Below are 23,829 nucleotides of genomic sequence, written 5' to 3'. Positions count from 1 at the left end.
TCATCATGCATTACGTCAATGGTAAATGGCAACAAGGCTACGGCGAGCCGTTTGTCAGCAATAACCCCGTCACAGAAGAGATGCTCTGGCAGGGACAAGCCGCCACGACTGAAGAGGTCCATCAAGCCTTTGCCGCGGCTGACGAGGCACAAGCTGCCTGGTCAGCCCTCGGCTGGGAAGAACGTGCTAAGGCAATCCGTCGCTTTGCAACGGTAGTGAATCAACATGTCGACATCCTCACCAAGGCAATCTCTGACGAAGTTGGCAAACCACTATGGGATGCAGCGACCGAGGCGAAAGCGGTCGCGGCCAAATGCGAGATCACGATTGATGCTTATCAACAACTTTGTGATGAAACACAAGTAAGTACCAACACCCTCAACGGGCGTGTCGTCTACCGGCCGCTGGGCGTCGTAGCGGTGATCGGGCCATTTAACTTCCCAGCCCATATTGCTAACGGTCAGATCGTACCTGCTCTGTTGGCTGGCAACTGCGTCGTATTCAAACCGAGTGAGCTAACACCGTACGCTGCCCAAGTAATGGTCGAGTTATGGGAAAAAGCTGGTTTACCACCAGGAGTCTTGAATCTCGTCCAGGGAGGCGTTTCTACGAGCCAAGCCATCTTGGCCGAACCCAAGCTTCGCGGACTCTTTTTCACCGGAAGTCGCGCAACCGGTGTTAAGTTGCGAGAGGCTTTGACGCATCGTCTCGAAGTTTTGTTGGCTTTGGAACTGGGTGGCAACAATCCTTTGATCGTTCACCGACCGGCAAGCATTGATGAGACGGTCGATAGGGTGATTAAGTCCGCATATCTTACTTCCGGGCAGCGCTGCACTTGTGCAAGAAGGCTCATCGTAACAGGCGACGCCGAGCCAATACTCCGACGGCTCGTTGAGAAGACTCGAGATATTACAGTTGGCAGACCAAGTGATCAGCCAGAACCTTTTATGGGATCATTAATCCACGCCAATGCCGTCCAAAATGTGCTTCGGTTTCAATCCGATCTACTCGCCCATGGTGCGATTCCGCTCATTGAGTCCAAGCAGTTGTCCCTCGGCGCAGCGTTTGTAAGTCCTGGAATCATCGACGTCACAAATTGTACGTCGCGAACGGACGAAGAAGTTTTTGGCCCGCTTCTGCAAGTAATACGCGTCCCTGATCTGGATGCCGCGATTCGGGAAGCGAATGACACCCAGTACGGACTTGCCGCCGGAATCTTGTGCGCTGACCGAGCCCACTTCGACCGATTCCGAGAACACATCCAATCTGGTCTCATTAACTGGAATCTTCCCACAACCGGCGCCAGCGGTCGATTGCCGTTTGGTGGAATCGGTCAAAGCGGCAACTATCGTCCGGCCGGTTATCATGCCATCAACTTTTGCCATGTTCCGATCGCCGAAGTCGAGGCCTTGCCGGAAGGAACCGATGCCAAGTGACGACCTATGAAGTGAACTTCGATGGGCTGATTGGACCGACGCATCACTACGGAGGACTTTCCTTGGGTAACCTGGCCTCTGTAGAGCATCGCCATGCAGCTTCCTCGCCACGCAGGGCGGCACTGCAGGGTCTCGCCAAGATGAAACGTGTGGCTGACTTGGGCATTCCTCAGGCATTCTTTCCGCCGCAACCACGCCCTGATTTGGCATTTCTGCAATCCCAAGGGTTCACAGGCTCTACATACGAGATCATCTCGACGGCATACAAGAGTCGACCCGATCTGCTTAGTATCGCCTACAGTGCCTCAGCGATGTGGACAGCCAACGCCGCGACTGTTTCCCCCAGCAGCGATTGTGCCGATGGCCGAGTACACTTCACGCCAGCCAACTTACAGACGATGCCACATCGTGCATTGGAAACGCAACCGACAACGAGAACCCTTCGAGCGATCTTTCATGACGCCAGCCACTTTGTCGTTCATGACCCGCTGCCCGCATTACCGGATTCGAGTGATGAAGGAGCAGCTAATCACACCAGGTTCTGTCGTGATTATGGCCTCCCAGGAGTCGAGCTTTTTGTCTACGGTCGTGATCACAGCGATGAACAATCCGCTCAGCGATTTCCCGCCCGTCAAACACGAGTGGCTTGTGAAGAAATCGCTACCTCGCATGGGCTATGTTCCAAGCGCTGTGTTTTTGCCCGGCAACATCCCAAGGCGATTGATGCAGGCGTGTTTCACAACGACGTAATCTCAGTTGGTAATCAATCGCTGCATCTTGTGCATCAGTACGCATTCGCCGAGCAAGATCGCGTTCTGGCAGAGCTTGCCGATAGCTTTGGCCCGGATCTACAGCAAGTGGTCATCAGCAATCAGGAATTGAATCTTTCCGATGCCGTTCAAAGCTATTTCTTCAACAGTCAGCTAATCTCCACTGGCCCCAACCAGATGCTGCTGTTGTGTCCGATCGAATGTTCCGAAAGCGCAGCCGCGAGTCAGCTGGTTGCCAGCCTGCTGCGAGCAGACAATCCCATTTACGATTGCCAATTCGTCGACCTTCGCGAGAGCATGCAGAACGGAGGAGGTCCTGCCTGCTTGCGGTTGCGGGTGGTTCTTACCGAAGAGGAATGCGCGGCTATGCCATCTTCGGTATTCCTAACGCAGCAGCGCTACCACGAATTATACGATTGGGTGAGCCGTCACTACCGTGAGCGGCTTACGATTGATGATTTGGCAGAGATACGCCTGCACGACGAAGTCGCCATCGCCATGCACGAACTTAACGAGATGCTTGGCTTCTAATCTAACATGTCCGGCCGTATCGACGTGAGCGGCCGAGACTGCTGGTAGTAGTGGGCTGCCTGAAGCACGAGCGCATCAGCGTGTCTGGGGCCGATAATCTGTAGGCCTATTGGCAATCCAGTCGAGGTGAAACCGCAAGGAACCGAGATGGCTGGTTGGCCTGTCATATTGAAGGGATAGGTGAATGGAGTCCACGTTGGCCAGCGATCGTGAGGCCAATCTTTGGGAACCTCTAGCCCGGCGTCGAATGCAGGAATCGGTAAAGTCGGCGTGAGCAGCAGGTCGTACTTCTGATGGAAGAGACTCATCGTCTCAGTGATGGCCGCCCGCTCGTTGGAGGCTTCCATGAATTCCAGTAGAGATAAATTGCTGGCCCACTCGGCGACTTGGATCAGATTCGGATCCATCTTCGCCCGATCGTCGGGCCCAATATCACGTAAGGCATTCGCAGCTCCTCCGTAGAAGAGTCGATTAAACGACTCAAGCGGATCGGAGAAGCCTGGGTCGCATGATTCAAACACGGCACCAGCTTCTTCGAACGCCGATGCGGTCGCTACGACGGCCGCATGAATCTCAGGATCGACATCCACATATCCCAAAGTAGGACTCAATGCGATACGGACCCCACTCAGGTCGACGTGTTCCAAAACGTCACGAAAGGAAACCGGACAGTTAGGCAACGTCATGTCTCTTGGGTCCGGCTCGGCCAACACATCCAACAAGAGCGCCGTATCGGCAACCGTCCATGTCATTGGCCCAACATGCGCGAGCGGATAGAAGGCACTTGGCGGCCACATCGGGCAGAGTCCATGAGTGGGCTTATGTCCAACGACGCCGCAGAAGCCAGCGGGAATGCGTATGGATCCGCCGGCGTCGGTTCCCAGGGCAAGTGGTCCCATACCCAATGGCACCGCGGCCCCGCTTCCACCGCTCGATCCCCCCGAGACCTTGCTTGGGTCCCACGGATTCGACGTTACACCATCAAGTGGATTGTCCGTAACCCCTTTCCAACCGAATTCTGGAGTGGTTGTTCGACCAAGCGGCACGAAACCATTTCGGCGTAGGGCCGCAATCGCTGGAGCGTCGACCGTTAATGGCTCCTTTGATGTCAGCGTCGACCCTTTTCGGTTCGGCCAGCCTTTCGTCATGAAGATATCCTTGACCGCGACTGGCACACCATCGATGGGACTGAGCGGCGTACCCAATCGCCAGCGTTCCGTGGAACGCTCGGCAGCTTCCAGGGTGATCTCTTCGTTGAGAATGTTGTAAGCGTTGACCTTGTCGTTGTATTTGTGGATCCGATCGAGACATGCTTGAGCGGCTTCCTTCGGTGTGAACTCGCCAGTGGCAAAGCACTCTGACATTTCTCCAGCAGTCATATCGGCGATTTGGGTCGCTTGCTGAGACATGATCCGTTCCTTCAGCTTCAATCGTTGTTTTGACGTAAACGGCGTGCAGCGCACTAGCGAGGAATTACAAGATCTTCTCCGCCTGCAGGTGAAGCTGACACCGGAGCACCCTCGCGTTCGATAAGTTCCATGACCACTGCCGCGTTTCGTACACGTTCCCGAATTTGCGTATCGTGGTACTCAGGCGAATTCCATGGTGCGTAGATTTCTTCCTCTGAAGGACCTGGTTCTATCTTGAAGTAACACGGCGAACACAGGCGAGCGATCTCCGCGGCTTCGTAGAACCGATTGAATCCCCCCATCGCATTGACCAGGCACAAGTAAATATCCATCGGAATACTGATCGAGCTACGAATGCTGGAGAGCATCGGCAAGGTCAGATCGGCCAGGGGATTGAAGCTGTTCGCTCCCAGTTGTTCGGCCAGCTTGGCACCGGCGGGATTGGCATGCCCGGCAAAGACCGACAATTTGAAGATCGTTTCGGCAGGTATCACACCCTTTTCTCGGAGGCCGCCGACAAGCGACAACAAACCTTCGTCCGGTACCAAAAAACCTCGAAAACCCGCTTCCAGGCAGCGATCGCAATCCTTGAGCCAATGCCGGATGCTATCGACGCCCCGCAGCCGCATGCCGGAGACAATTCCTTCGCTGGTCGTAATCTGTCGGCCGGTATCCCAACCCCGCCGAGGGCCTAGCGTCATGATGACTTCGATTTTCTTGTACTTGGCCAGCGCTGCAAATTCATTCAACTCACTCTGGGTGAGATAAGTTGCCCCGCCTACGGTGGCTATGATGCGATGTACGGGAACGTTCAGCTTTTCCGCTTCGGCAAGCATCGTTTCCAAAGCCGAGAGGCGCTCGACACCTGCGATTTCAATGCGAAAGTGTCCGCCATCTGGAAAGGAAAGTGCGGATGTGGGTAAAGAGTAGTTATCCCGCGCCGTTATTCCCTGTTCCTCAAGAGCCGCTTCCAGTTTCGCGTTGTCGATTACCGTCAATTGTGTGCTCCTGTGGCATAAGAAAACGTAGTGGCCTGCACAGTAATCGTGCCGCTGGCCTTCTCGCTACGATCAAGTGAAGTTATGGCAAAATGCTTGCACGCATCCTATCGGTTCTCACGTTATAGTCCAACCGCGAACAACTTTTTCTTTGTGAGTTCTCGATTAATCTTGAAATGATAAGAGTAAATCGATCAAGATGCGTTGGTCACACCCCAAACCATTCCCTGCGAAGTCAGTCGTTCAAACCAGCGAAGAGGATTTGGAGCTATGTCGAGCGAAATGTCCGAGAAATTGATTTCAGGACTTAAGATTCCAACCGCGGATGATGCATTCGAGTGGAGTCCTCCACTTCGCGCGTTACCGGTACCTGGCATTCGCCGCATGGTGAATCTTGCCGCAACGATGGAAAACGTCATCCATCTCTCGATTGGTCAGCCTGACTTTCCCTGCCCCAAACATATCGTCGATGCCTATATCCACGCTCTTCAGAAAGGAGAAACCGGGTACACCATGGATGCCGGTTTGCCAGAACTTCTGAAAGAGTTGGCCAGCTATTATAGCAAAAGGACGGGCCGCGAGATTACCGAAGACAATATCCTGGTAACGACTGGCGCAACCGAAGCGATGTACTTATCGATCAGCGTGACGGCGGCACCTAGTCGACAGTTCTTGATTCCTGATCCGTGTTTTCCGTTGTATGCGCCCTTGGTTCGTATGCATGGCGGGGAAGTGAAAGCGATTCCGACCCGAGCTGAAAGTGGTCATCAGCTCGATCCTCAAGAGGTAATCGATGCGATTGGTCCCCGTACTTTCGCAATTATCTTAAATTCGCCGAGCAACCCTACCGGCACTGTCTATCCCCAGGAAACGATCGAAGCGATTGTTCAAGAGGCGGCCTACCAGGGGGTGAAAGTCATCAGCGACGAGGTGTATGATCACCTATTGCTGGACGATCTCGACTATGCCAGTGTGCTTGGCCACACATCCGATCTTGACCACGTGATGATTGCCAGCAGCTTCTCCAAAACTTTTTCAATGGCCGGCCTGCGGATCGGGTGGGTGATTTCCAGCCAAGGGACAATCAAGATGCTACGGCGGTACCACATGTTCACGACGACCGTTGCCAATACGCCTTCTCAGTGGGCTGGCGTCGCGGCGCTGCGCGGTGGCAGCCAGTGCATCGACGAGATGGTGAAAGAATACCGACATCGACGAGACCGCATCGTCCAGCTCGTCAGCGAATCGCCTCACCTGACTGGCTATTGGCCGCAGGGTAGTTTCTTCATATTCCCGTCACTGCCGCTGCATACGAATGCCAGTCACGTGGCGTTACGAATGCTTGAAGAGATCGGCGTGTGCGTCGTGCCGGGCGAAGCGTTCGGTGAGAGTTGCACCAATTCACTGAGAATTAGCTACTCGACGTCGATCGAGAAGATCGAAGAGGCGTTTAGCCGCATGATTCCATGGCTCGCCAAGCAAGACTTGTAGCCTAGGGAAACTCTCGCAGGTATTGTGGCGGAACGTGATCGGTCAACCAGACGTGATTGCCCGTAACGTAGAACTGACTGCCGTCGTTAACCATCTGCTTCGCGTTGACTTCCAGTACGACGGGCTTTCCATGACGACTCCCCACCGCGATCATCGTTTCGCGATCGATCGAAAGGTGGACGTGATGCCGATTCCCTTTGATCAATCCCTTTTCAAAGATCGAATGGAGAAACCGCGTGGCCGTCCCACGAAACAACAGATTTGGGGGTGTGGCGGCTTCGTATTGCAGGTCGACCAGCGTCGAGTGACCCTGTCGTGCTCGGATCTGCGACGCATCTTCCGAATATTCGAACCGCTGTTTGTCATTGGTAACGACAACTTCGTTAAGCTGTTCTCGTGAAATCTTTAATGCTGCTAACAGGTCTTCGACGGCAACCCAGCCGCCCGGCGAGAGCGTAAGCCCTACGGAGTCAGGCTGATGCCGCAGGATATAACTCATTCGTTTACTTATCTTCTTAAGTTTTTCCGCATTCACGGATTGGTTTCCTTACTGAAATAGGGCTCGAAATGGCCCGATAATATTTTCGTGCTCTGTGCCATCGAGCACGGCAAAAGTGATGGACGTAAATTGATTTTCAAACGCTCCACCAATCTTGAGCGTTTCCGCAAACAGACGTGCAATCATCTCAGGCTCATTGCGAAAAACGCCACATCCCCATGCACCTAATATCAGGTGCTGGTAGTTCTTTGCGGCCGCTAACTTCAATAGCTTGCCGATACGCGCGGCCATTTTGGGTTCAATTTCCGCGGCCCGCTGTGGTTCGTTCTTGATGACGGCACCTGCGTTCACGGCAGGTGAGGTCAAGATACTAAGCAGGTATGGGCGATCTAAAAGTGCGCCATCATCGGCACGGAACACGGGCACGTCCGGACTAAGGATCATGTGATCGCTATAAACCGATATACCGCACGATCGGTGGAAGTCGTAGTATTCCCATTGCGATTCGAGCGTCTTGACGAGAGCGGAGCTTCGCGCCAAGCTTTCTTCCTGCGCCTGGCTGCCACCTAGATAACCACCGCCAGGGTTCTTGGCAGAAGCAAAGTTTAAGCACAGTACGTTGTCGAGTTGTCTCTCAACAACCAGCCGCCGTGCGGCGGTCAATGTCGTCTCGTTGTGTACCTCGAAATCGGTACCACGATGATTTGACCTGGGAATCATCAGTGAGCCGAAGTCACCCGGTCGAATCAATTGCGTAGCAGCTAGTGAATCGTCAATCTCTTTCCTCAGATCAACCTGCTGACCATCGGCTAATTCGTAGCAGCCGTTCTCGACGATCCTGACCGTTTCCTGAGCCACGCTGGCGCGTTTTGTCCGGCTCATCTTGCTTTACTCCTTAACATGCTTATTCTTGCCTGCAGTTTGCTGCGAACTTTCACGAGAATCTTTCCAAACCAGTTCTGACCGCAACCATCTTTACCGATGCCGAAAAATTCGATCGCCAACCGTACGCTCCCTGTTAAACGATCTCAATTCCTGCCGCGAGCATTTCTTCGATTGCCTTGGCACAATCTCCAGGCGAAAGCTCGACCCCACGAATGCCCTCGAGAACAACGCAAGTCTTGAATCCTAATGACACGGCATCGAGTGCCGTGAACTTTATGCAATAGTCCGTGGCGAGGCCGACCAGGTGAACTTCCTTGACGCCGTGATCGTGAAGCAGTTGCTCTAATCCTGTCGATTTGCGGTGACCGTTGTCGAAGAAGCCACTGTAACTATCGATGTGAACATCGGTACCCTTCTGAATGACGTGGTCAATCCCGTCCAGGTTCAGGCCAGGTGCGAACTTGGCACCACTGCTTCCTTGCACGCAATGATCTGGCCACAGCACTTGCTCCAGTCCATCCCAATCGATGACTTCTCCGACTTGCCGTCCAGGGTGTTGGCTGGCGAATGAGCGATGATTGCGGGGGTGCCAGTCCTGCGTAGCAACCACCAAAGGAAACTCGCTCATGAATCGATTGGCAACCGGTACGACCTGATCTCCGTCGACAACCGCCAAAGCACCGCCGGGCAGAAAGTCATTTTGAATGTCGATCAGCAGTAGGGCTTTCATAAGGACCTCTCAAATCTCGAAGTGAAATCCTTGCTTGCTAAGTCGCTCATACGCCTTCTGATCGAACCGATAAAGTCGTGCGGCACGGTGGGCGACATCTTTTTCGATCTCGTCCGTCTCTTGGACGATCTCCATCCCCAGCACCTTCTTGCGAAAATTGCGCTTGTCCAGTTCTCGATCAAGGATGACCTCGTAGAGATGCTGAAGCTGACGGAGTGTAAATTTTTCAGGGAGCAGTTCAAATCCGATCGGTTGATAACGCACTTTGCCTCGTAAACGTTCGTGAGCGGCTTTCAGTATCGTCGCGTGATCAAACGCGAGTTCCGGAAGCTCATTAAGTGAGAACCAGGCAGCGTTTCGTGCGTCCGTGCTGGCCTGGACGTTGTGTCCCTCTAAATTGACCAGCGCGTAGTAGGCGACGGTCACGACTCGCTCACGAGGATCTCGATCTAAGTCGCCAAAAGTGAACAACTGCTCCAAAAAGATCTCCTTAAGCCCCGTCTCTTCCTGAAGCTCACGCCGTGCGGCGGCGTCCAGGGTTTCATCCACGTGTACGAATCCGCCAGGCAAGGCCCATTGTCCTTGAAATGGCTTGAGGTCGCGCTGAATGAGCATCACTTTTAAGTCTTCTTCATCGAGGGCAAATACGACGATGTCGACCGTCAGTGCGGCTCGCGGGTATTCGTATTGAAATCTCTTGGATAGCTTGTTTCGCATGGCTGTCCTCTCTAATCATCCAATTGCGATCCGCGAATATCGTGGATCATGCGATTCCGAACTTCATGAAGTCCAATATCGAGCCCCACAGGATACTCGTGCGGATTCATGAATCGACGGATCGTGGGATGAACCAATTGCAACTGTTCGAGTGCTCGGGCACGAATGGCTTCGAGCGGCTCGATTTCGCTGACACGCACTCCATCTCGCATCGTTGGAGTAAGCAAGTCAAACGACTCGGTGTGCTCAGCAAGACGCTTCCTTCTAGTAGTGTCTTTCGAATCAACGATGATCTCTCTCGGGTCGATGCCGCGCGTTTCGTCGTAGATCATGTCGCCGATCAGACCTTGCCCTGTTTGATAGCGGCGGACCTGTAACATCCCAGGAATCGACGTTTTGATGGCCTGCTCCGAAAGTTTCACTTTCGGTTGCCAGCTTCCATCTTCACGCTGCATGGCAGCCAGTTTGTAGACGCCACCCAGTGCCGGTTGATCGAATGCCGTCGCGAGCTTGGTTCCTACACCCCACACGGCAATTTTTGCACCCTGGTTTTTCAAACTTTCCATGATGTGTTCATCGAGGTCATTCGACGCCACGATGGTGGCATTCGGAAAACCTTCTTCATCGAGAATCTTGCGAGCTTCGATGCTTAGGTACGCCAAGTCACCCGAGTCGAGCCGGATACCAACCATTTCCTGCCCCCGCCGGCGAAGCTGCTTTCCTACCTGGCACGCTTGCCGCACTCCATCCAGGGTGTCATACGTATCAACCAGAAACACACAGTTGTTGGGCATCACCTCGGCGTATTTCTCGAACGACTCGAGTTCGCTATCAAATGACATGACCCAGCTATGAGCATGCGTTCCTTTGACGGGTATGCCAAACAGCTTGCCTGCCAGGACATTCGAGGTGGCAGCACACCCGCCGATGTACGCGGCCCGGCTCGCCGAAATGGCACCGTCGATCCCTTGCGCCCTTCGCAGACCGAATTCCAATACAGGCTCGTCTCCCGCGGCTGCCCGAATTCGTGAGGCTTTCGTGGCGATCAGAGTCTGAAAATTAATCATGTTCAACAGAGGCGTTTCCAGCAGTTGGCACTGCAGAATTGGCCCTTTGACGCGGAGCATCGGCTCTTGGCCAAAACTTACGGTCCCTTCCGGCATCGCATCAACGTCGACAGTAAGTTTCAAGTCACGCAATTCGTCGAGAAATGCCTTCTCGAATAGCGGCTGGCCGTCATTTCCCGTCAACTCGGCGAGATAGGTGACGTCCGAGTCATCAAAGCGGTAAGCCTCTAAGTAATCGATCGCTTGTTGCAGCCCCGCTGTGACGGCATAACCACCTTTGAAGGGTGGTTTGCGAAAGAAGAGGTGAAACACTGCCTGTTGATTGGCACGCCCTAACTTCCAATAGCCGTAGGCCATCGTCAGCTGGTAAAGATCGGTCAACAGCGCTAATGGGGGCTGATAAAGTCGCTTGAGCATCGTCTTCTCACTTTCTAAGTGTATTATCGACACTATGCATCATTTGTCAATAATGATTTGTTTTGGTTTGTAGCTTTCTCGCCAACCTTCAACCGGAAACACTTGGTAACCGACAAAATCAGTCATGGAAAAGACCCAGGATGGGAATTTGTCGCGGGTACCTTAAGATAGGGGGTCAACGCTTGCTGGTCCCACCTCCCATCCATGAATTGACACCCCTATGGAATCTGCTCCTCCTGCGAAACAACCGACCACGCCCGATCTGGGCGCGGCATTGAATCAATTGCGATCCCAATTGCAGGGACAACTGCACACCGGATCGCTGATGCGGCGTCTTTACGCGACCGATGCTTCCGCCTACCAGCAAATGCCGGTTGCCGTTGCGATCCCTGAAACCCAAAAGGATATTCGACAACTCATCCTTTTTGCCAATCGCCATGAAGTCGGCCTGATTCCTCGTACTGCCGGAACTTCCTTGGCCGGGCAAGTCGTTGGTGGCGGCATTGTCGTCGATGTATCGCGCTGGTTCACGCAGATTCTTGAAATCGACCCGCAAGAAAAAACCGTTTGGGTGGAACCTGGGGTGATTCGCAACGAGCTGAATCTCGCACTCAAACCACATGGCATGTTGTTTGGTCCAGAAACATCGACGCAAAACCGGGCCATGATCGGCGGGATGGTAGGAAACAATTCTTGCGGTTCCAACTCGATCAAATACGGCAGCACGCGCGACCACCTACTGGAAATCGAAGGATTTCTAGCTGATGGATCTTACGTCAAGTTCGGGCAACTGACGGTGGAAGAGTTCGAAGCCAAATGCAACGGCCCCGCATCTTTGGAGACGTCGATTTACCAGCGAATCCGCGAGATGCTGTCCAACAACGTAAACCGTGAGGAAATCGAACGGGAGTTTCCTAAGCCCTCGATCCCGAGACGAAACACCGGCTACGCCATCGACCTGTTGATGGATGCCGAGGTCTTCGATCCGTCGAGTTCCAAGCGATTTAACTTCTGCAAGTTAATCGCCGGAAGTGAAGGGACCCTCTTTTTCGCGACCAAAATCAAGCTGAACTGTTTACCGCTGCCTCCACCGGTTAGTGGCCTACTATGCGCCCACTTCGAGACCGTCGATCAATCGCTTCGTGCAACGCAGATCGCCGTGCGGCACGACTGTTATGCCTGTGAATTAATCGATCATTTTATCCTGGAGTGCACCGAAAGAAGCATCGAACATCGTGCGAACCGGTTCTTCGTGCAAGGTAAGCCGGGAGCAATCATCGTGGTTGACATCCGTGGGCAAACCCAGGAGGAAGTCCAGTCCGTTTGCGATCACATCATCAGCGAGATGCAAGACGCCGGTCTCGGCTTAGCCTACCCAGTGCTCTTCGGAGATGATACCGAGCGGATTTGGGACTTGCGTAAAGCAGGGCTGGGGCTACTAGGCAACATGCCAGGCGACGCGAAGCCTGCTCCGGTGGTGGAAGATACGTGTGTGGATGTCGATGACTTGCCGGAGTATATCGCCGAGTTCAACCGGCGTCTGAAAGACCGATTCGGCCTTGAGTGTGTTCATTATGCACATGCTGGCAGCGGTGAGATCCATCTTCGCCCTGTGATCAACCTCAAGACGCCGGAAGGGAATCAGCAATTTCGCGAAGTGGCACAGACGATCGCCGAACTCGTGAAACACTACCGGGGCTCACTTAGCGGCGAACATGGTGACGGACGCTTACGAGGTGAGTTTCTGCGACAAATGATCGGCGAGCGCAATTACGAGTTGGTCAAGCAAGTAAAACACGCGTGGGACCCCAAGGGTATCTTCAATCCGAACAAGATCGTCAATACGCCTCCGATGAATTCTTCCCTGCGTTATGCCCCGGGGCAGCAGCCCCGGCAGCCAAAGACGTTGTTCGATTTTTCTTCAAATTTCGGCATCCTGGGTGCAGCCGAAATGTGCAATGGTTCTGGCGACTGTCGCAAAACGGAGTTATCTGGTGGGACAATGTGCCCGAGCTACATGGCCACACGTGACGAAATGCATACAACGCGAGCACGGGCCAACACGCTTCGTCAGATCATTACTGAATCGAATGCCGCCAATCCGCTGGACAGTGAAGAACTCAAAGAGGTGATGGACCTTTGTCTTTCGTGTAAAGGATGCAAGAAGGAGTGTCCTTCGACGGTCGACATGGCCAAGCTAAAAGCCGAATTTCAACAGCACTACCACGATGCGCACGGAGTCCCGCGCCGTTCAAAGTTGATCGCGGATTTTGTCAATAAACAGAAACTCGCGGCTCAGGTGCCTTGGCTTTGGAATCTTATGTTTGGAACACCGTTACTTCGGAAGGTACTTAATCGCCTGACTGGGTTTCATCCCGAGCGCACGATTCCACTCTTGCCCAAGCAAACGCTGGCTAAGTGGTACGATAAACATCGGCCTCACGCCAATGCCGGAAAAGCGGGAAAGGTCCTCTTCTTCAATGATGAATTCACAAACTTTCATGATCCGCATGTTGGTATCGCGGCGATCGAGCTACTAGAACACCTCGGGTACGGCGTCACTTTCGCACCAATCACTGAAAGCGGGCGAACGTGGTTGTCGAAAGGATTGCTTCGTGAAGCCAAACAGCGCATCGACCAAAACCTAGCTGTGCTGAAAGAAGTAATGGGTGATCGAATTCGTATGATCGGAGTTGAGCCTTCCGCGATCCTCACCTTTCGTGATGAAACCATGGAGTTAGCCGAACCTAGATTACGTCCGATCGCTCATGATATTTCCAATCGATGCTTGATGTTCGAGGAGTTCCTTCAACAAGAGATGCAAACCGGAAACATTTCTGCCGATTCATTTACTGACGAGGCAAAATCGATCCACCTTCACGGACACTGCTTTCAAAAGGCACTTGTTGGACAGTCGGCAACGATTGCCGCCCTCAGTCTTCCGAAGAACTACACTGTGAAGACAATCCCCAGTGGTTGCTGCGGCATGGCCGGTTCCTTCGGTTACGAAGCGGAACATTACGCGGTGTCGATGAAGATTGGCGAATTGGTTCTGTTCCCTCGCGTGCGAGGACTACCAACCGACGCCCTAATAGCGGCACCAGGCACCTCCTGCCGTCATCAAATTCATGACGGAACTCAACGCACGGCGATGCACCCGGCCGAAATATTATGGAAATCTTTGCGAAAATCGCCCTGATTTAACCGTAACCAGACTCAATTCAAAAAGTTTCTATTCGATTTTTGTAATCAGTCTCTTGCCATTTTGTAGCAATCGACACCCGTGAGCGACAAATATCTCGCGTTATCTGCGGCGGTTATTTAAATAGGCAACCAGATTGTATGAAATCGCAAAGTCTTGCAACGAAATGACGTTCGCCTAGAATTAGCGCACACCTCGTGACTATCCCAGTCACCACCTCTCATGTTTCTCCCTCCCCCAAATTTCCTTTAGCAACCCCCGTTTCCGTAAGGGGTCTCAAAGCACAACGAATGAAACTGGCGTTTTCTCTAACGGTATGTCTTCTCGGTCTTGCACCTGGCTTTCTGTCTTCCGCCGAAATTGACTTTTCGAAAGACGTGGCTCCTATCCTGGAAACGAATTGCGTTTCTTGTCATTCAGGGGACGAACCTGCGGGGGATTACCTGCTTACAACGAAGGAAGACGCGTTTGAGTCCGGCAGTGGTGGAGCGATCCTTCCCGAGTCCCCTGAAGACAGCATGTTCTACACGATGACGGTGCTGCCTCGTACCGACGAGCAGTTGATGCCGCCACTTCGTTCCGGCGGACCGCTCTCCAAGAACGAAACCGAAATCCTGAAAACTTGGATCGCCCAAGGCGCCAAGTGGCCGGAAGACATGACCCTCAAGGCTCGTGCGAAGGAAGGCCCCAAGTTCGCCTCACCGGATGACTTCGAATTGGTGAAGAAGATTCACGCCAAGATCATCGCCCAAGCCAAGAAAGAGCAGGGAGACCCAGCCAACTACAAGAACACAATCCCTGTTACCGAAGTGGAATATGAAATGATCGCCATCCCTGGTGGCGAGTTCGTCATGGGAAGCCCAGCGACCGAAGAGTTGCGCCGGCTTGAGGAAGGACCGCAAACCAAGGTCTCGGTCGATCCTTTCTGGATGGGCAAGTGCGAGGTGACCTGGGATGAATACGAACCCTTCATGATCACGCAGGTTGACCGACGCAAGGACGGCTCGCGAATCGACTTCGACACGAAATCCCACACCATCGTCGATGCCGTCAGCCAACCGACGCCTCCTTATACCGAAATGAGTTTCGGTATGGGTCAGCATGGTTATCCCGCGATCAGCATGACGCAGCATGCGGCCAATAAGTATTGCCAGTGGCTTAGTGCCCAGACGGGTCATTTCTACCGACTTCCCACCGAGGCGGAATGGGAGCACGCCTGTCGTGCAGGCACAACCACGGCCTATTCCTTCGGAGATGATCCGGAAAATCTCTTCGACTACGCATGGTTCTATGACAATGCGAACGAAAAATACCAAAAGGTTGGCCTAAAGAAGCCCAATCCCTGGGGACTACATGACATGCATGGGAATGTCATGGAATGGTGTGCCGATCAGTACATACCTGACTACTTCGAAAAGATTCAAAACTCGACCAAGAACCCATACATCAAGCCTGTAAGTCTCTATCCGCGAAGTGTTCGCGGTGGCGGCTGGGACGATGATCCGGATCGACTTCGCAGCGCTGCGCGGCGCGGCAGTGAAGCGGTCTGGAAACAGCAAGACCCTCAGCTTCCCAAGAGCATCTGGTACCACACCAATGCTCAACAACTAGGCTTTCGCATTGTTCGCCCCGTGAAGATCCCTTCGCCAGAGGAAATGTATTTCTACTGGAACAGTGCGAAAGACGTCTACTAACCCCACTCCTATTCATCCCCAACCCCTATTCCATTGGTCACAGGACTTATTATGAGCGAACGACTGCAAACGAAGAACAATCGCCGTGACTTTATCAAGATGGCCGGCGCCGCTTCCGCCCTGAGCGCTTTCGCCGTGCCGCACGTTCACGCGGAAGAGAAAGAGATTGGCAAGATCCAGGTCGCATTGGTCGGCTGTGGTGGTCGTGGAACGGGTGCCGCGGCCGACTCATTAAACGTCCCGGCCGGGGTCACGAAGCTGGTGGCAATGGCCGATGTGTTTCAGCATCGCCTGGATGGCAGCTACAACGCGCTGAACCGTACGTTCCAAGAGAACAAGGAAAAAGTCGACGTTCCCAAGGAACGCCAATTCGTTGGCTTTGAAGCTTACAAGCAAGCCATGGACGCGTTGAATCCTGGCGACATTGTAATTCTCGCCACGCCGCTTGCCTTCCGCTGGGTTCACTACCAATACGCGATCGACAAGGGCCTGAACGTCTTCATGGAGAAGCCTGTCATCGCGGATGGCCCAAGTGCCAAGAAGATGATCGCTTTGGCAGAACTGGCAGATAAGAAGAATATCAAGTCGGCTGTGGGCTTAATGGTGCGTCACTGCCGTGGTCGTCAGGAACTGCACGAACGAATTCAAAACGGCGAGATTGGCGATATCGTCTGCATGCGTGCTTACCGCATGCACGGCCCGGTCGCTTCGGCGTTCAGCACTCGGAAACCAGAAGACAAGCCGGAAGTGATGTATCAGATCGAACGCTTCCACAGCTTCCTGTGGGCTAGCGGTGGTTGCTTCAGCGACTTCTACATCCATCAGATCGACGAAACTTCTTGGATGAAGAATGCTTGGCCTGTCAAGGCTCAGGCCCTGGGCGGACGTCACTACCGAGGCGACTTCATCGACCAGAACTTCGATACGTACGCCGTCGAATACACCTACCCAGATGGCTCGAAGCTGTTCTTCAATGGCCGCACGATGCTTGGTTGCCGCAACGACATGTCAAGCGTCGTCCACGGCAGCAAGGGTTCGGCGATCGTCAGTACCTCAGGGCACACGCCGGGTAAGGTTCGCACCTTCAGCGGACAGAATCAAAACCGCCGCGAAGTGGTTTGGGCCTACCCCCAGCCGGAACAAAACCCATACCAACTGGAATGGAACGACTTAGTTGACGCGATCATCAACGATCAACCTTACAACGAAGTTCACCGCGGCGTTCAGGCAAGCCTGGTAACCAGCATGGGCCGCATGGCAGCTCATACGGGTCAAGAGGTCACCTACGAACAAATGCTCCATTGCGAGCAAGAGTTCGCTCCGAACGTCGACAAGCTGACCGCAGATGGACCAGCCCCAGTGATGCCCAACGAGGAAGGCAAATACCCGGTTCCGATGCCTGGCCAGATCCGCGACATGGAATACGTGGTGTAATTATTTAGTTGATATACGAAACGCAAAGGCGTTCCGATCTAATGATTGGAACGCTTTTCTTATGCGCCAATGGTTCACCTCACTACGACCAACAAAGATATCGCCTGTACATCGAATGGGAGTGGCCTTTCTATTGATGGTTATTAGGCCCGGAAGGCGTGGCTGTTTGGTGACGCAAAAAGTCGATAAGTCCAAGCAGTTCTCTTTCGGGGATCTGTTCACCGAAATTGCCTGGCATCAGCGAAAGTGGCGAGTCCTTACGAACCTCAATGTCGTCCTTAGTGATCCGCACCTCTTTTCCTTCCGCATTTGCCAACACGAGAACCTCTCCTTCCTCCCGTCGTGGCAGTCCAGAGATCACTTGGCCATCGACTGTTTGAATCAGGACCGTCTTGAAAGCCGCATCGACGTTGCGGCTGGGTGCCAGGACATCTTCGACTATCCGCTCTAGGGGTCGATTGCCTATGCCGTCAAGCTGCGGGCCGATGAGAACACCTTGATCGCCAATCTTGTGACACACAGCACAATGCTTCTCAAAGGACTTTGCTCCGTCGGCCAGGGACGCTTGGCTTGACGAATAAAGCGTAAGGACTTTTTGAATACCAGCTTGCTCTTGCAGGGAAACCGGTGGCAGGGCTGAAGTCAGTTTTGCAACGCGATCCCGCAAGCCTGCGGACTGAACGATGGCTTCGGTTTGCTGCTGAAACTTAGGATTCTGCAGTACGTACGGCGAAGCCTTCCCTTGGTCGATCGCGGCCAGAAGAGCAACCATTCCCTCTTTGCTATTTCCGAGGGCAAGGGCGATCTCTGCTTGCTCCGCGGATGCAGTGCTCTTCAACTGATCAACCAGGGCATTGTGAACTTTGCTGTTTGCCTGTAATCCGAGTAACCGAACGACTCTTTGCCAAAGCGCCGGGGAGAGGTCTGATTCCGAAAGCCAAACAATCAGACTGTCAGAAACCTCGTCACCAAGCCCTAGTCGTTGCAACGTTTCGGCGACCAAGACCCGCATCTCCCAATCGAGATTCTGATCGGAGAGGAGGGCAAGCAATTGGTCTCCAGAAGACGTCAGACGAAAGTCCTGCACGAGGCGCAAGAGATCTGCCTTGGATGCAGCTTCCTCCTGCAAAGGCAGTGCTGGCACCTCAGGTGAAAACTCACGCGCCGCGATCCATGCATAGGACGATGCGGAATTCCCATCAACCACCTCCACATACCCAGTCTTGCCTGCATACTCGGCGAGTGAAAGTGTGTACTGCCTGGCGACGTCGTTTCGAGGTACGTTTTGCTTTGCAATAACCTTGTTCCCATCGGCAAGCCTAACGCAAACGAAGTTTGATTCGGGACTAGGCTTGCCAGGCAATCCGTCTTGGCCACATAGCCAGAATCGGATCTCTTTGGGCAAGGGAAAGCTGCGGCTTCGAAGAACGCCAGTTTGCTTCTCTCCGTGGACAATGCTATCCAAGAAGGTTCGTGTGTCTCCGGCCGACGTTGTACGATTACGCGGTCCCCAGGGATTTGTTGCCAAAGGGATTTCACCGTCAAGTGGATGAGCCGTCCAGGCTTCGTTCCGGGCCAACTCCGCTGAGAGATCATTCCACAGACGTTCGGCCCAGGAACGTGCCAGCAAATTCTCGGAGGGACGCCGACCAGTCTCTTGTTCTGCGAGACTGAATTGACTCAAAACAGAAAGCTGTTTCCATGCGGGAGATAATTTGGTCAATTCAACGATTCTCTCGAGCATCTTCGCATCGTTTTGACGTGCCGCTTGCCCGGCCACTCGACTTAGAACTTCCCAATCAATCGAGTTGCTTTCGGTTCTTAAGATGAGCCACTGCGCGGCTGGCTCGCTTTCAGTAACCTTCGCGATCGCCGCAAGTTGCTTGGATTCCTCATCGCTCCACGGCTGGGCGTCGAGTTTGGCAACGATTTCGGCCGAACGAAAATGTTCGCGAAGGGCTAATCGAAACATATGCTCGAGGTGCGTGTCTTCGGGAAGAGCCTGTTTCCAGGCTAGAAGCATCGGTTGTACATTGGCGGCAGCGGGGTGAAGCCCCAAAGCATCTGCCGCCGCCCTTACAACGAACGGATCTTGATCTTGCAGTGATTGCCGGACGAGATCGAACTCAACCGCCGACCAAACTTCACGTTCGGCAAGAGCCTTGATCAAGTGAACGCGGACCAGCCGGTCGGGATGCCCAGCTAACCGCTGAAGATCGTCATTGCTGAGCCCCTTGATTCGCTCTAACACCCAGAGTGCGTGGGCCAATTGCCGTGGGCTCGCCTGATCTCGGATCGAATCCATCGCTTCAGGGGCAACCTGGGCATGGCCCTCTACCAGCAGGTTTGTCGCCATGGTGCGGACAAGTAAGTTTGCACTGTCTAATTGTTTTACCAATTCGTTCGTAGGTAACTTGGTTAGGTCGGGAGCGGAAACAAGTGGCTTCGCTGATTTATCTTCTCCGGTGTAGACGATTCGCCACACTCGTCCATGAGTTCGATCCCGATCGGGATGATCAAGCGGAGACTCGTAGTGCCCGATGATCGGATTGTAAAAATCCGCAACATAGAGCGCCCCATCTGGCCCCATCATGACGTCGACCGGTCGAAACCAGGTATCGTCGCATCGAACCATGTCTGGCTGCGAATCGACCTGGTAGGTAGATCCAAACTGCTTCAGCTTGTCTCGATGGATCACCTGCGATACTGGATTGCAGATAAACAGGTTATCGCGGAACGATTGAGGAAAATGCTCGGCCGAATAATAGGCCGGACCGCAAATGCCCGTTGAACCATGATTATGGTCGATCATCGTGGGACCAAACCCAACGGCATCCGGCTTGGCACCGAAGTGGGGATATTTCGCGCCGCGAAGCAGTTGGTACACGGGCATCGAGTGACAATCGGCGTCGTAAAGATTCCCAAGGGGGTCAAACGTCATACCAAACGGATTCACCTGGCCAAAGCTGAATGATTCAAACCGACTGCCGTCGGCCCGAAAACGGTACGTGTTGCCTGACTGCATGCGGGTTACATTGCCTTGACCGTCGGTGATTTCAGAGGTGTTCGAGAATCCGTGGCAGCCATAGATCCACCCATCGATCCAAGGCGTGAAGGAGTTCACCATGCCATGGGTGTCGATGTTTCCTACTGATCCATAGAGCTTAGTTCGTTCGTCGGCAACGCCATCTCCATTGGTATCTTCCAATTTATCGATGTTGGGAATGCTGTAGACAATCGCCTCGCCACCATTGCCTAGTGGCGTTTGCCCGATAGGGATATTAAGCCCTGTCGCAAACGTCGTGATCGTCTTACCACGACCGTCTTCCGCAAACCCTTCAACCACGGTTACCCAATCGCGCGGAGCGTGCTGCCCGATCCCGGCAAAACGATCCGGCCGTGGCTGTACGCCCGGGGAATCTGCCGGATAGGGGTATTCGACGCTGCTGGTAATCCATAGCCGCCCGCGAGCGTCAAAATTCAAATTCATGGGTTGCCCGATGTCAGGTTCACTCACGACCAATTGAATCTCGAAACCTGGTGGCAGATGAAAAAGCTTTTGCTGTTGCTGAGGCGTTTTCGGCGGCTCAGCAGCTAGCAAAAGAGGGCCAGGAGCAAGAAGGAACAATGTAAGGAAGAGCGAGCAGTTGGTTTTCATTGGGCGGGCAGGGGAGGATGAGGTGAGCAAAAATGAGCTGTACCCTGAGTATATCTCCGCCACTGAGACTATTCCAACCATGCAGGTAAACCGTGGTCCTGGCGACTTTTCCGGCTCGGCAAGCAGGCGCAGTCATTTCGGATTTGAAGGAGCATTTACCCCCGCAAGGTCGATCCAATCAATACGACGTACGCACCTTGCACCCGCTAGCGATGCGTGCGTTGCCACTGTGTCTATGGGAACGAGGAAGTGGAGTGTAAGTCTCCCACCGCCCCGCGACTGTAACGAGGACGAGCGTCACAAACCACTGAAGCGACCGCCAGGCTGCTTTGGGAAGGGTGGCGTGAGGATGAATCGAAGTCAGGATATTCGCCCCTCCAGACGTTTTCGACTACAAGCATTTCCACGAGGGATGGAAAGGTCAACGCGTGAGATGGATGAATGGCTGGGGCCCGCCAATTTTGGGCTCCGTTTGTTTACTGGGAGTGGTTTGCTGGGGAACATCGGCGAGCGCTCAAAACCTGGTACCGATACAAGCGACGTCGGTCGAGCAGGCTTCACTTCAAGAAGAGGTCAACAATACAGACGCTGCAGACGAAGTGTCTGACACTCCTTCGCTTCCCGATTCCGAGGTACCTCTATTACCTCCGGTCGTCGTCCAGAGCGAACCGAACAGCGGCGAATCTCAACGTGACTACGACGCAACGTTTTCCAATGCAACTGTCGTTACGCCGACGGCAACCGGTACCGAAGAGAGAAAGTTTGGTGGAACCGTTCAGGTGATCGCTCGCGACCAGATTGAAAAGTCCGATGCGTTTACCGTGGGAGAGATTCTGGCGCGACAACCGGGTGTCGACGTCGTGAACTCCGGTGGGCCAGGCGGCGTTCGATCGATCTTCTTGCGGGGGGCTAACTCCCAGCACACGAAAGTATTGATCGACGGATCGCCAGTGAATGACCCAAGTAGCCCCAGTCGTGGCTTCGATGCCGCGAACTTGACGCTCGATAATGTCGAACGCATTGAGATTCTGCAGGGCCCCCAAAGTTTACTTTATGGATCGGAAGCGATTGGTGGTGTTGTGAATATCATCACGCGTCGCGGGCAAGGTCCATTGTCGGGGGCGATATCGGCCCAGGGCGGTGCCTACGGAACGCATCGCGAAGGGGGCTACGTGCAAGGTAGCCAGGGTGCGATTGACTACTCCTTCTCTGGGTCGTGGCTGGACACCCAATCATTTTCGGCAGCCGCAGGCGGAGTCGAAAACGATCCATTCGAGGTCGGTGCACTCTCCGGTGCTTTTGGCGTTCAATTAACCGAGAATACAGAGTTTGTTTACCGCCTGCGTTACACGGATGCTCGTGCACGGATCGACGATGCCTCGTTCTCCATTGGGATTCCCCCTACGGATGATCCTCTGCGTCTCAATCTTACGAAGAACTTTGTTCAACGATTTGAGATCAACAACACTTTGCTGGATGGCAACATCCAACAGCAATTTGCCTACGACTACGTCGAGTACCAGCGAAACGACCGAGATGATGTCTTTCCCGCGAATGCGGAAGGGGCAACTCGACAGTTTACCTACCTGGGAACGGCGCTATTGTGGCCCGATCATGAGTTCTCGATCGGGGTGCAACACTGGGACGAATCAGCGACGACGGAGTTCCTGCCTTCGGCGCCTTCGTCGGCCAGCCAATACCAATCGGGGATCTTCTTTCAGGATCAGATCTCGTTTTGGGATCGCTTGCATTTGACCGCTGGCGTACGCTGGGACGACCACAGCGCGGCAGGCGCTCATCAAACATACCGAACGACCGCGGCCTACGAAATCCATGAAACCAGTACTCGACTTCGGGCAAGTCTGGGCACCGGTTACCGTGCACCTGCGTTGTCGGAAAACCTGTTTCCATTTGGTACTCCCGATTTGCGGCCTGAGCGCAGTCGGGGTTGGGAATATGGAATCGATCAATCGCTGTGGAATGACGACGTCGTTTTAGGAGCAACCTACTTCCGCAACGACTATCGCGACTTGATCCTCTTCGATCCGATGACGTTTACTTTGCTGAACATTGGTCAGGCCCGCTCTCACGGCGTCGAATTGACCGCGGATTGGTACATCAATCCAACATGGGCCGTCTGGGGATCGTATACGCACACCGATACCTGGGATGCCGATACGGGACTTCCTTTGGTACGCCGCCCCAAGGACAAAGGGACGTTTGGCATCACGCGTTACTTTGGCTGTGGTTGCGGGTCAATAACGCTGGCTGCTCGAATGGTGGGCCGCAGACTGGATGCTCGAAATGGTTCTGTCGTCTTGGCAAACTACAACGTCATCGACGTGTACGGCGACTATTGGATTCGTCCCAATATGAGATGGTTCTACAAGATCGACAACCTATTCAACGAGCAATACGAGGAAGTCACCGGCTACGCGACCTCAGATGCCGCTATCTACAGTGGTGTTGAGTGGACGTTTTAATCGAACGTCCGCCAATTCCCAACGCGAAAAGGCCCTTTGTGTACCGTCCACGAAGGGCCTTTTTTATGCGATGATACGACATCCGATCAGATTCTGACGAAGCCGCTTGATGGCCTCGGTCGATAGCCCGGTACCTGACAGGGTCAAAAGCTTCACCCCAGAGTGCCGTAGAATCGACTCGACGGCCGCGTCCGTGAGCGGTGCCTGCTCGCAGTTTAAGACTTCCAGGTTTTGCAGGACCTCCAATTGGTGGATCGAGTGGTCATCGGGTTTCCAGTCGCAGTCGGAGAAGTCCAGGGTATGCACCTGACCACTCTTGCGCATCCGAATATGAACGCCCTGCGATTTCAGAAATTCAACAATCTCTACTGGGTCAGGTTCTTTCGGCATTCTGCGTTCACGCAAGAC

General features: G+C 53.7%; 16 protein-coding genes and 1 riboswitch. Of the genes, 7 read left to right on the top strand and 9 right to left on the bottom strand.

From position 1 onward, the window contains the following. Window positions 1–5 precede the first annotated feature (5 nt). Window positions 6–1,436, top strand: a complete 1,431-nt coding sequence (gene astD / locus Pan97_RS13085) for a succinylglutamate-semialdehyde dehydrogenase (protein ID WP_144973209.1) — start codon at window positions 6–8, stop codon at window positions 1,434–1,436. Next, entirely contained in the window at window positions 1,433–2,737 is a 1,305-nt protein-coding gene (astB, locus tag Pan97_RS13080) for an N-succinylarginine dihydrolase (RefSeq protein WP_144973207.1), read from the top strand. Before astD ends, astB begins: the two co-directional genes overlap by 4 nt. Here astB and Pan97_RS13075 read toward each other — a convergent pair. Both Pan97_RS13075 and Pan97_RS13070 read right to left on the bottom strand, forming a co-directional pair. Further along, entirely contained in the window at window positions 2,734–4,146 is a 1,413-nt protein-coding gene (locus Pan97_RS13075) for an amidase (RefSeq protein ID WP_144973205.1), read from the bottom strand. The genes astB and Pan97_RS13075 overlap by 4 nt on opposite strands. 53 nt (window positions 4,147–4,199) lie before the next feature. Further along, window positions 4,200–5,144, bottom strand: coding sequence for a hypothetical protein (locus Pan97_RS13070; protein WP_144973203.1), 945 nt, complete (start codon window positions 5,142–5,144; stop codon window positions 4,200–4,202). A 270-nt stretch (window positions 5,145–5,414) separates the two neighbouring features. Here Pan97_RS13070 and Pan97_RS13065 point away from each other — a divergent pair, with 270 nt between their 5' ends. Further along, a complete protein-coding gene (locus tag Pan97_RS13065) occupies window positions 5,415–6,635 on the top strand; it encodes a pyridoxal phosphate-dependent aminotransferase (protein ID WP_144973201.1) in 1,221 nt (406 codons plus the stop codon). Window position 6,636: 1 nt separating this feature from the next. Here Pan97_RS13065 and Pan97_RS13060 read toward each other — a convergent pair whose 3' ends face one another. The 5 genes from Pan97_RS13060 to Pan97_RS13040 all read right to left on the bottom strand — a co-directional run bounded on the left by Pan97_RS13060 (window position 6,637) and on the right by Pan97_RS13040 (window position 10,950). Beyond that, the gene (locus tag Pan97_RS13060; RefSeq protein ID WP_144973199.1) at window positions 6,637–7,170 is read right to left on the bottom strand and encodes an RNA 2'-phosphotransferase; all 534 of its coding nucleotides are present in this window, start codon (window positions 7,168–7,170) and stop codon (window positions 6,637–6,639) included. Between the two features lie 12 nt (window positions 7,171–7,182). Further along, entirely contained in the window at window positions 7,183–7,992 is an 810-nt protein-coding gene (locus Pan97_RS13055; RefSeq protein ID WP_165698735.1) for a TIGR02452 family protein, read from the bottom strand. Window positions 7,993–8,152: 160 nt separating this feature from the next. Further along, window positions 8,153–8,749: a bifunctional nicotinamidase/pyrazinamidase gene (gene pncA / locus Pan97_RS13050; protein WP_144973195.1), complete on the bottom strand. Its 597-nt coding sequence runs from the start codon at window positions 8,747–8,749 to the stop codon at window positions 8,153–8,155. Window positions 8,750–8,758: 9 nt separating this feature from the next. After that, a complete protein-coding gene (locus tag Pan97_RS13045) occupies window positions 8,759–9,466 on the bottom strand; it encodes an NUDIX hydrolase (RefSeq protein ID WP_144973193.1) in 708 nt (235 codons plus the stop codon). An 11-nt stretch (window positions 9,467–9,477) separates the two neighbouring features. Beyond that, the gene (locus Pan97_RS13040; protein WP_144973191.1) at window positions 9,478–10,950 is read right to left on the bottom strand and encodes a nicotinate phosphoribosyltransferase; all 1,473 of its coding nucleotides are present in this window, start codon (window positions 10,948–10,950) and stop codon (window positions 9,478–9,480) included. Window positions 10,951–11,170: 220 nt separating this feature from the next. Here Pan97_RS13040 and Pan97_RS13035 point away from each other — a divergent pair, with 220 nt between their 5' ends. From Pan97_RS13035 to Pan97_RS13025, 3 genes are all read left to right on the top strand, one after another. Then, window positions 11,171–14,149: an FAD-binding and (Fe-S)-binding domain-containing protein gene (locus Pan97_RS13035; RefSeq protein WP_144973189.1), complete on the top strand. Its 2,979-nt coding sequence runs from the start codon at window positions 11,171–11,173 to the stop codon at window positions 14,147–14,149. A 293-nt stretch (window positions 14,150–14,442) separates the two neighbouring features. Then, a complete protein-coding gene (locus Pan97_RS13030; protein ID WP_144973187.1) occupies window positions 14,443–15,846 on the top strand; it encodes an SUMF1/EgtB/PvdO family nonheme iron enzyme in 1,404 nt (467 codons plus the stop codon). Window positions 15,847–15,897: 51 nt separating this feature from the next. After that, a complete protein-coding gene (locus tag Pan97_RS13025) occupies window positions 15,898–17,280 on the top strand; it encodes a Gfo/Idh/MocA family protein (RefSeq protein ID WP_144973185.1) in 1,383 nt (460 codons plus the stop codon). Between the two features lie 130 nt (window positions 17,281–17,410). On the opposite strand, the gene Pan97_RS13020 is transcribed toward Pan97_RS13025, so the two are convergent. Next, on the bottom strand, window positions 17,411–20,938 hold the full coding sequence (locus Pan97_RS13020; RefSeq protein ID WP_449240267.1) for a DUF7133 domain-containing protein: 3,528 nt from the start codon (window positions 20,936–20,938) through the stop codon (window positions 17,411–17,413). Window positions 20,939–21,135: 197 nt separating this feature from the next. After that, a riboswitch (cobalamin riboswitch) is annotated at window positions 21,136–21,329 on the top strand. Between the two features lie 208 nt (window positions 21,330–21,537). Here Pan97_RS13020 and Pan97_RS13015 point away from each other — a divergent pair. Then, window positions 21,538–23,421 (top strand): TonB-dependent receptor plug domain-containing protein, encoded by a 1,884-nt coding sequence (locus tag Pan97_RS13015; RefSeq protein WP_165698733.1) that lies wholly within the window; start codon window positions 21,538–21,540, stop codon window positions 23,419–23,421. Between the two features lie 63 nt (window positions 23,422–23,484). On the opposite strand, the gene Pan97_RS13010 is transcribed toward Pan97_RS13015, so the two are convergent. After that, window positions 23,485–23,811 (bottom strand): hypothetical protein, encoded by a 327-nt coding sequence (locus Pan97_RS13010; RefSeq protein WP_144973179.1) that lies wholly within the window; start codon window positions 23,809–23,811, stop codon window positions 23,485–23,487. Window positions 23,812–23,829: the final 18 nt, after the last annotated feature.

The organism is Bremerella volcania (genome assembly GCF_007748115.1).
In the GTDB taxonomy this organism is placed as follows: domain Bacteria; phylum Planctomycetota; class Planctomycetia; order Pirellulales; family Pirellulaceae; genus Bremerella; species Bremerella volcania.
Note: the sequence above shows the minus strand (reverse complement) of the source record. Positions and strands in the feature narration are given on the sequence as shown.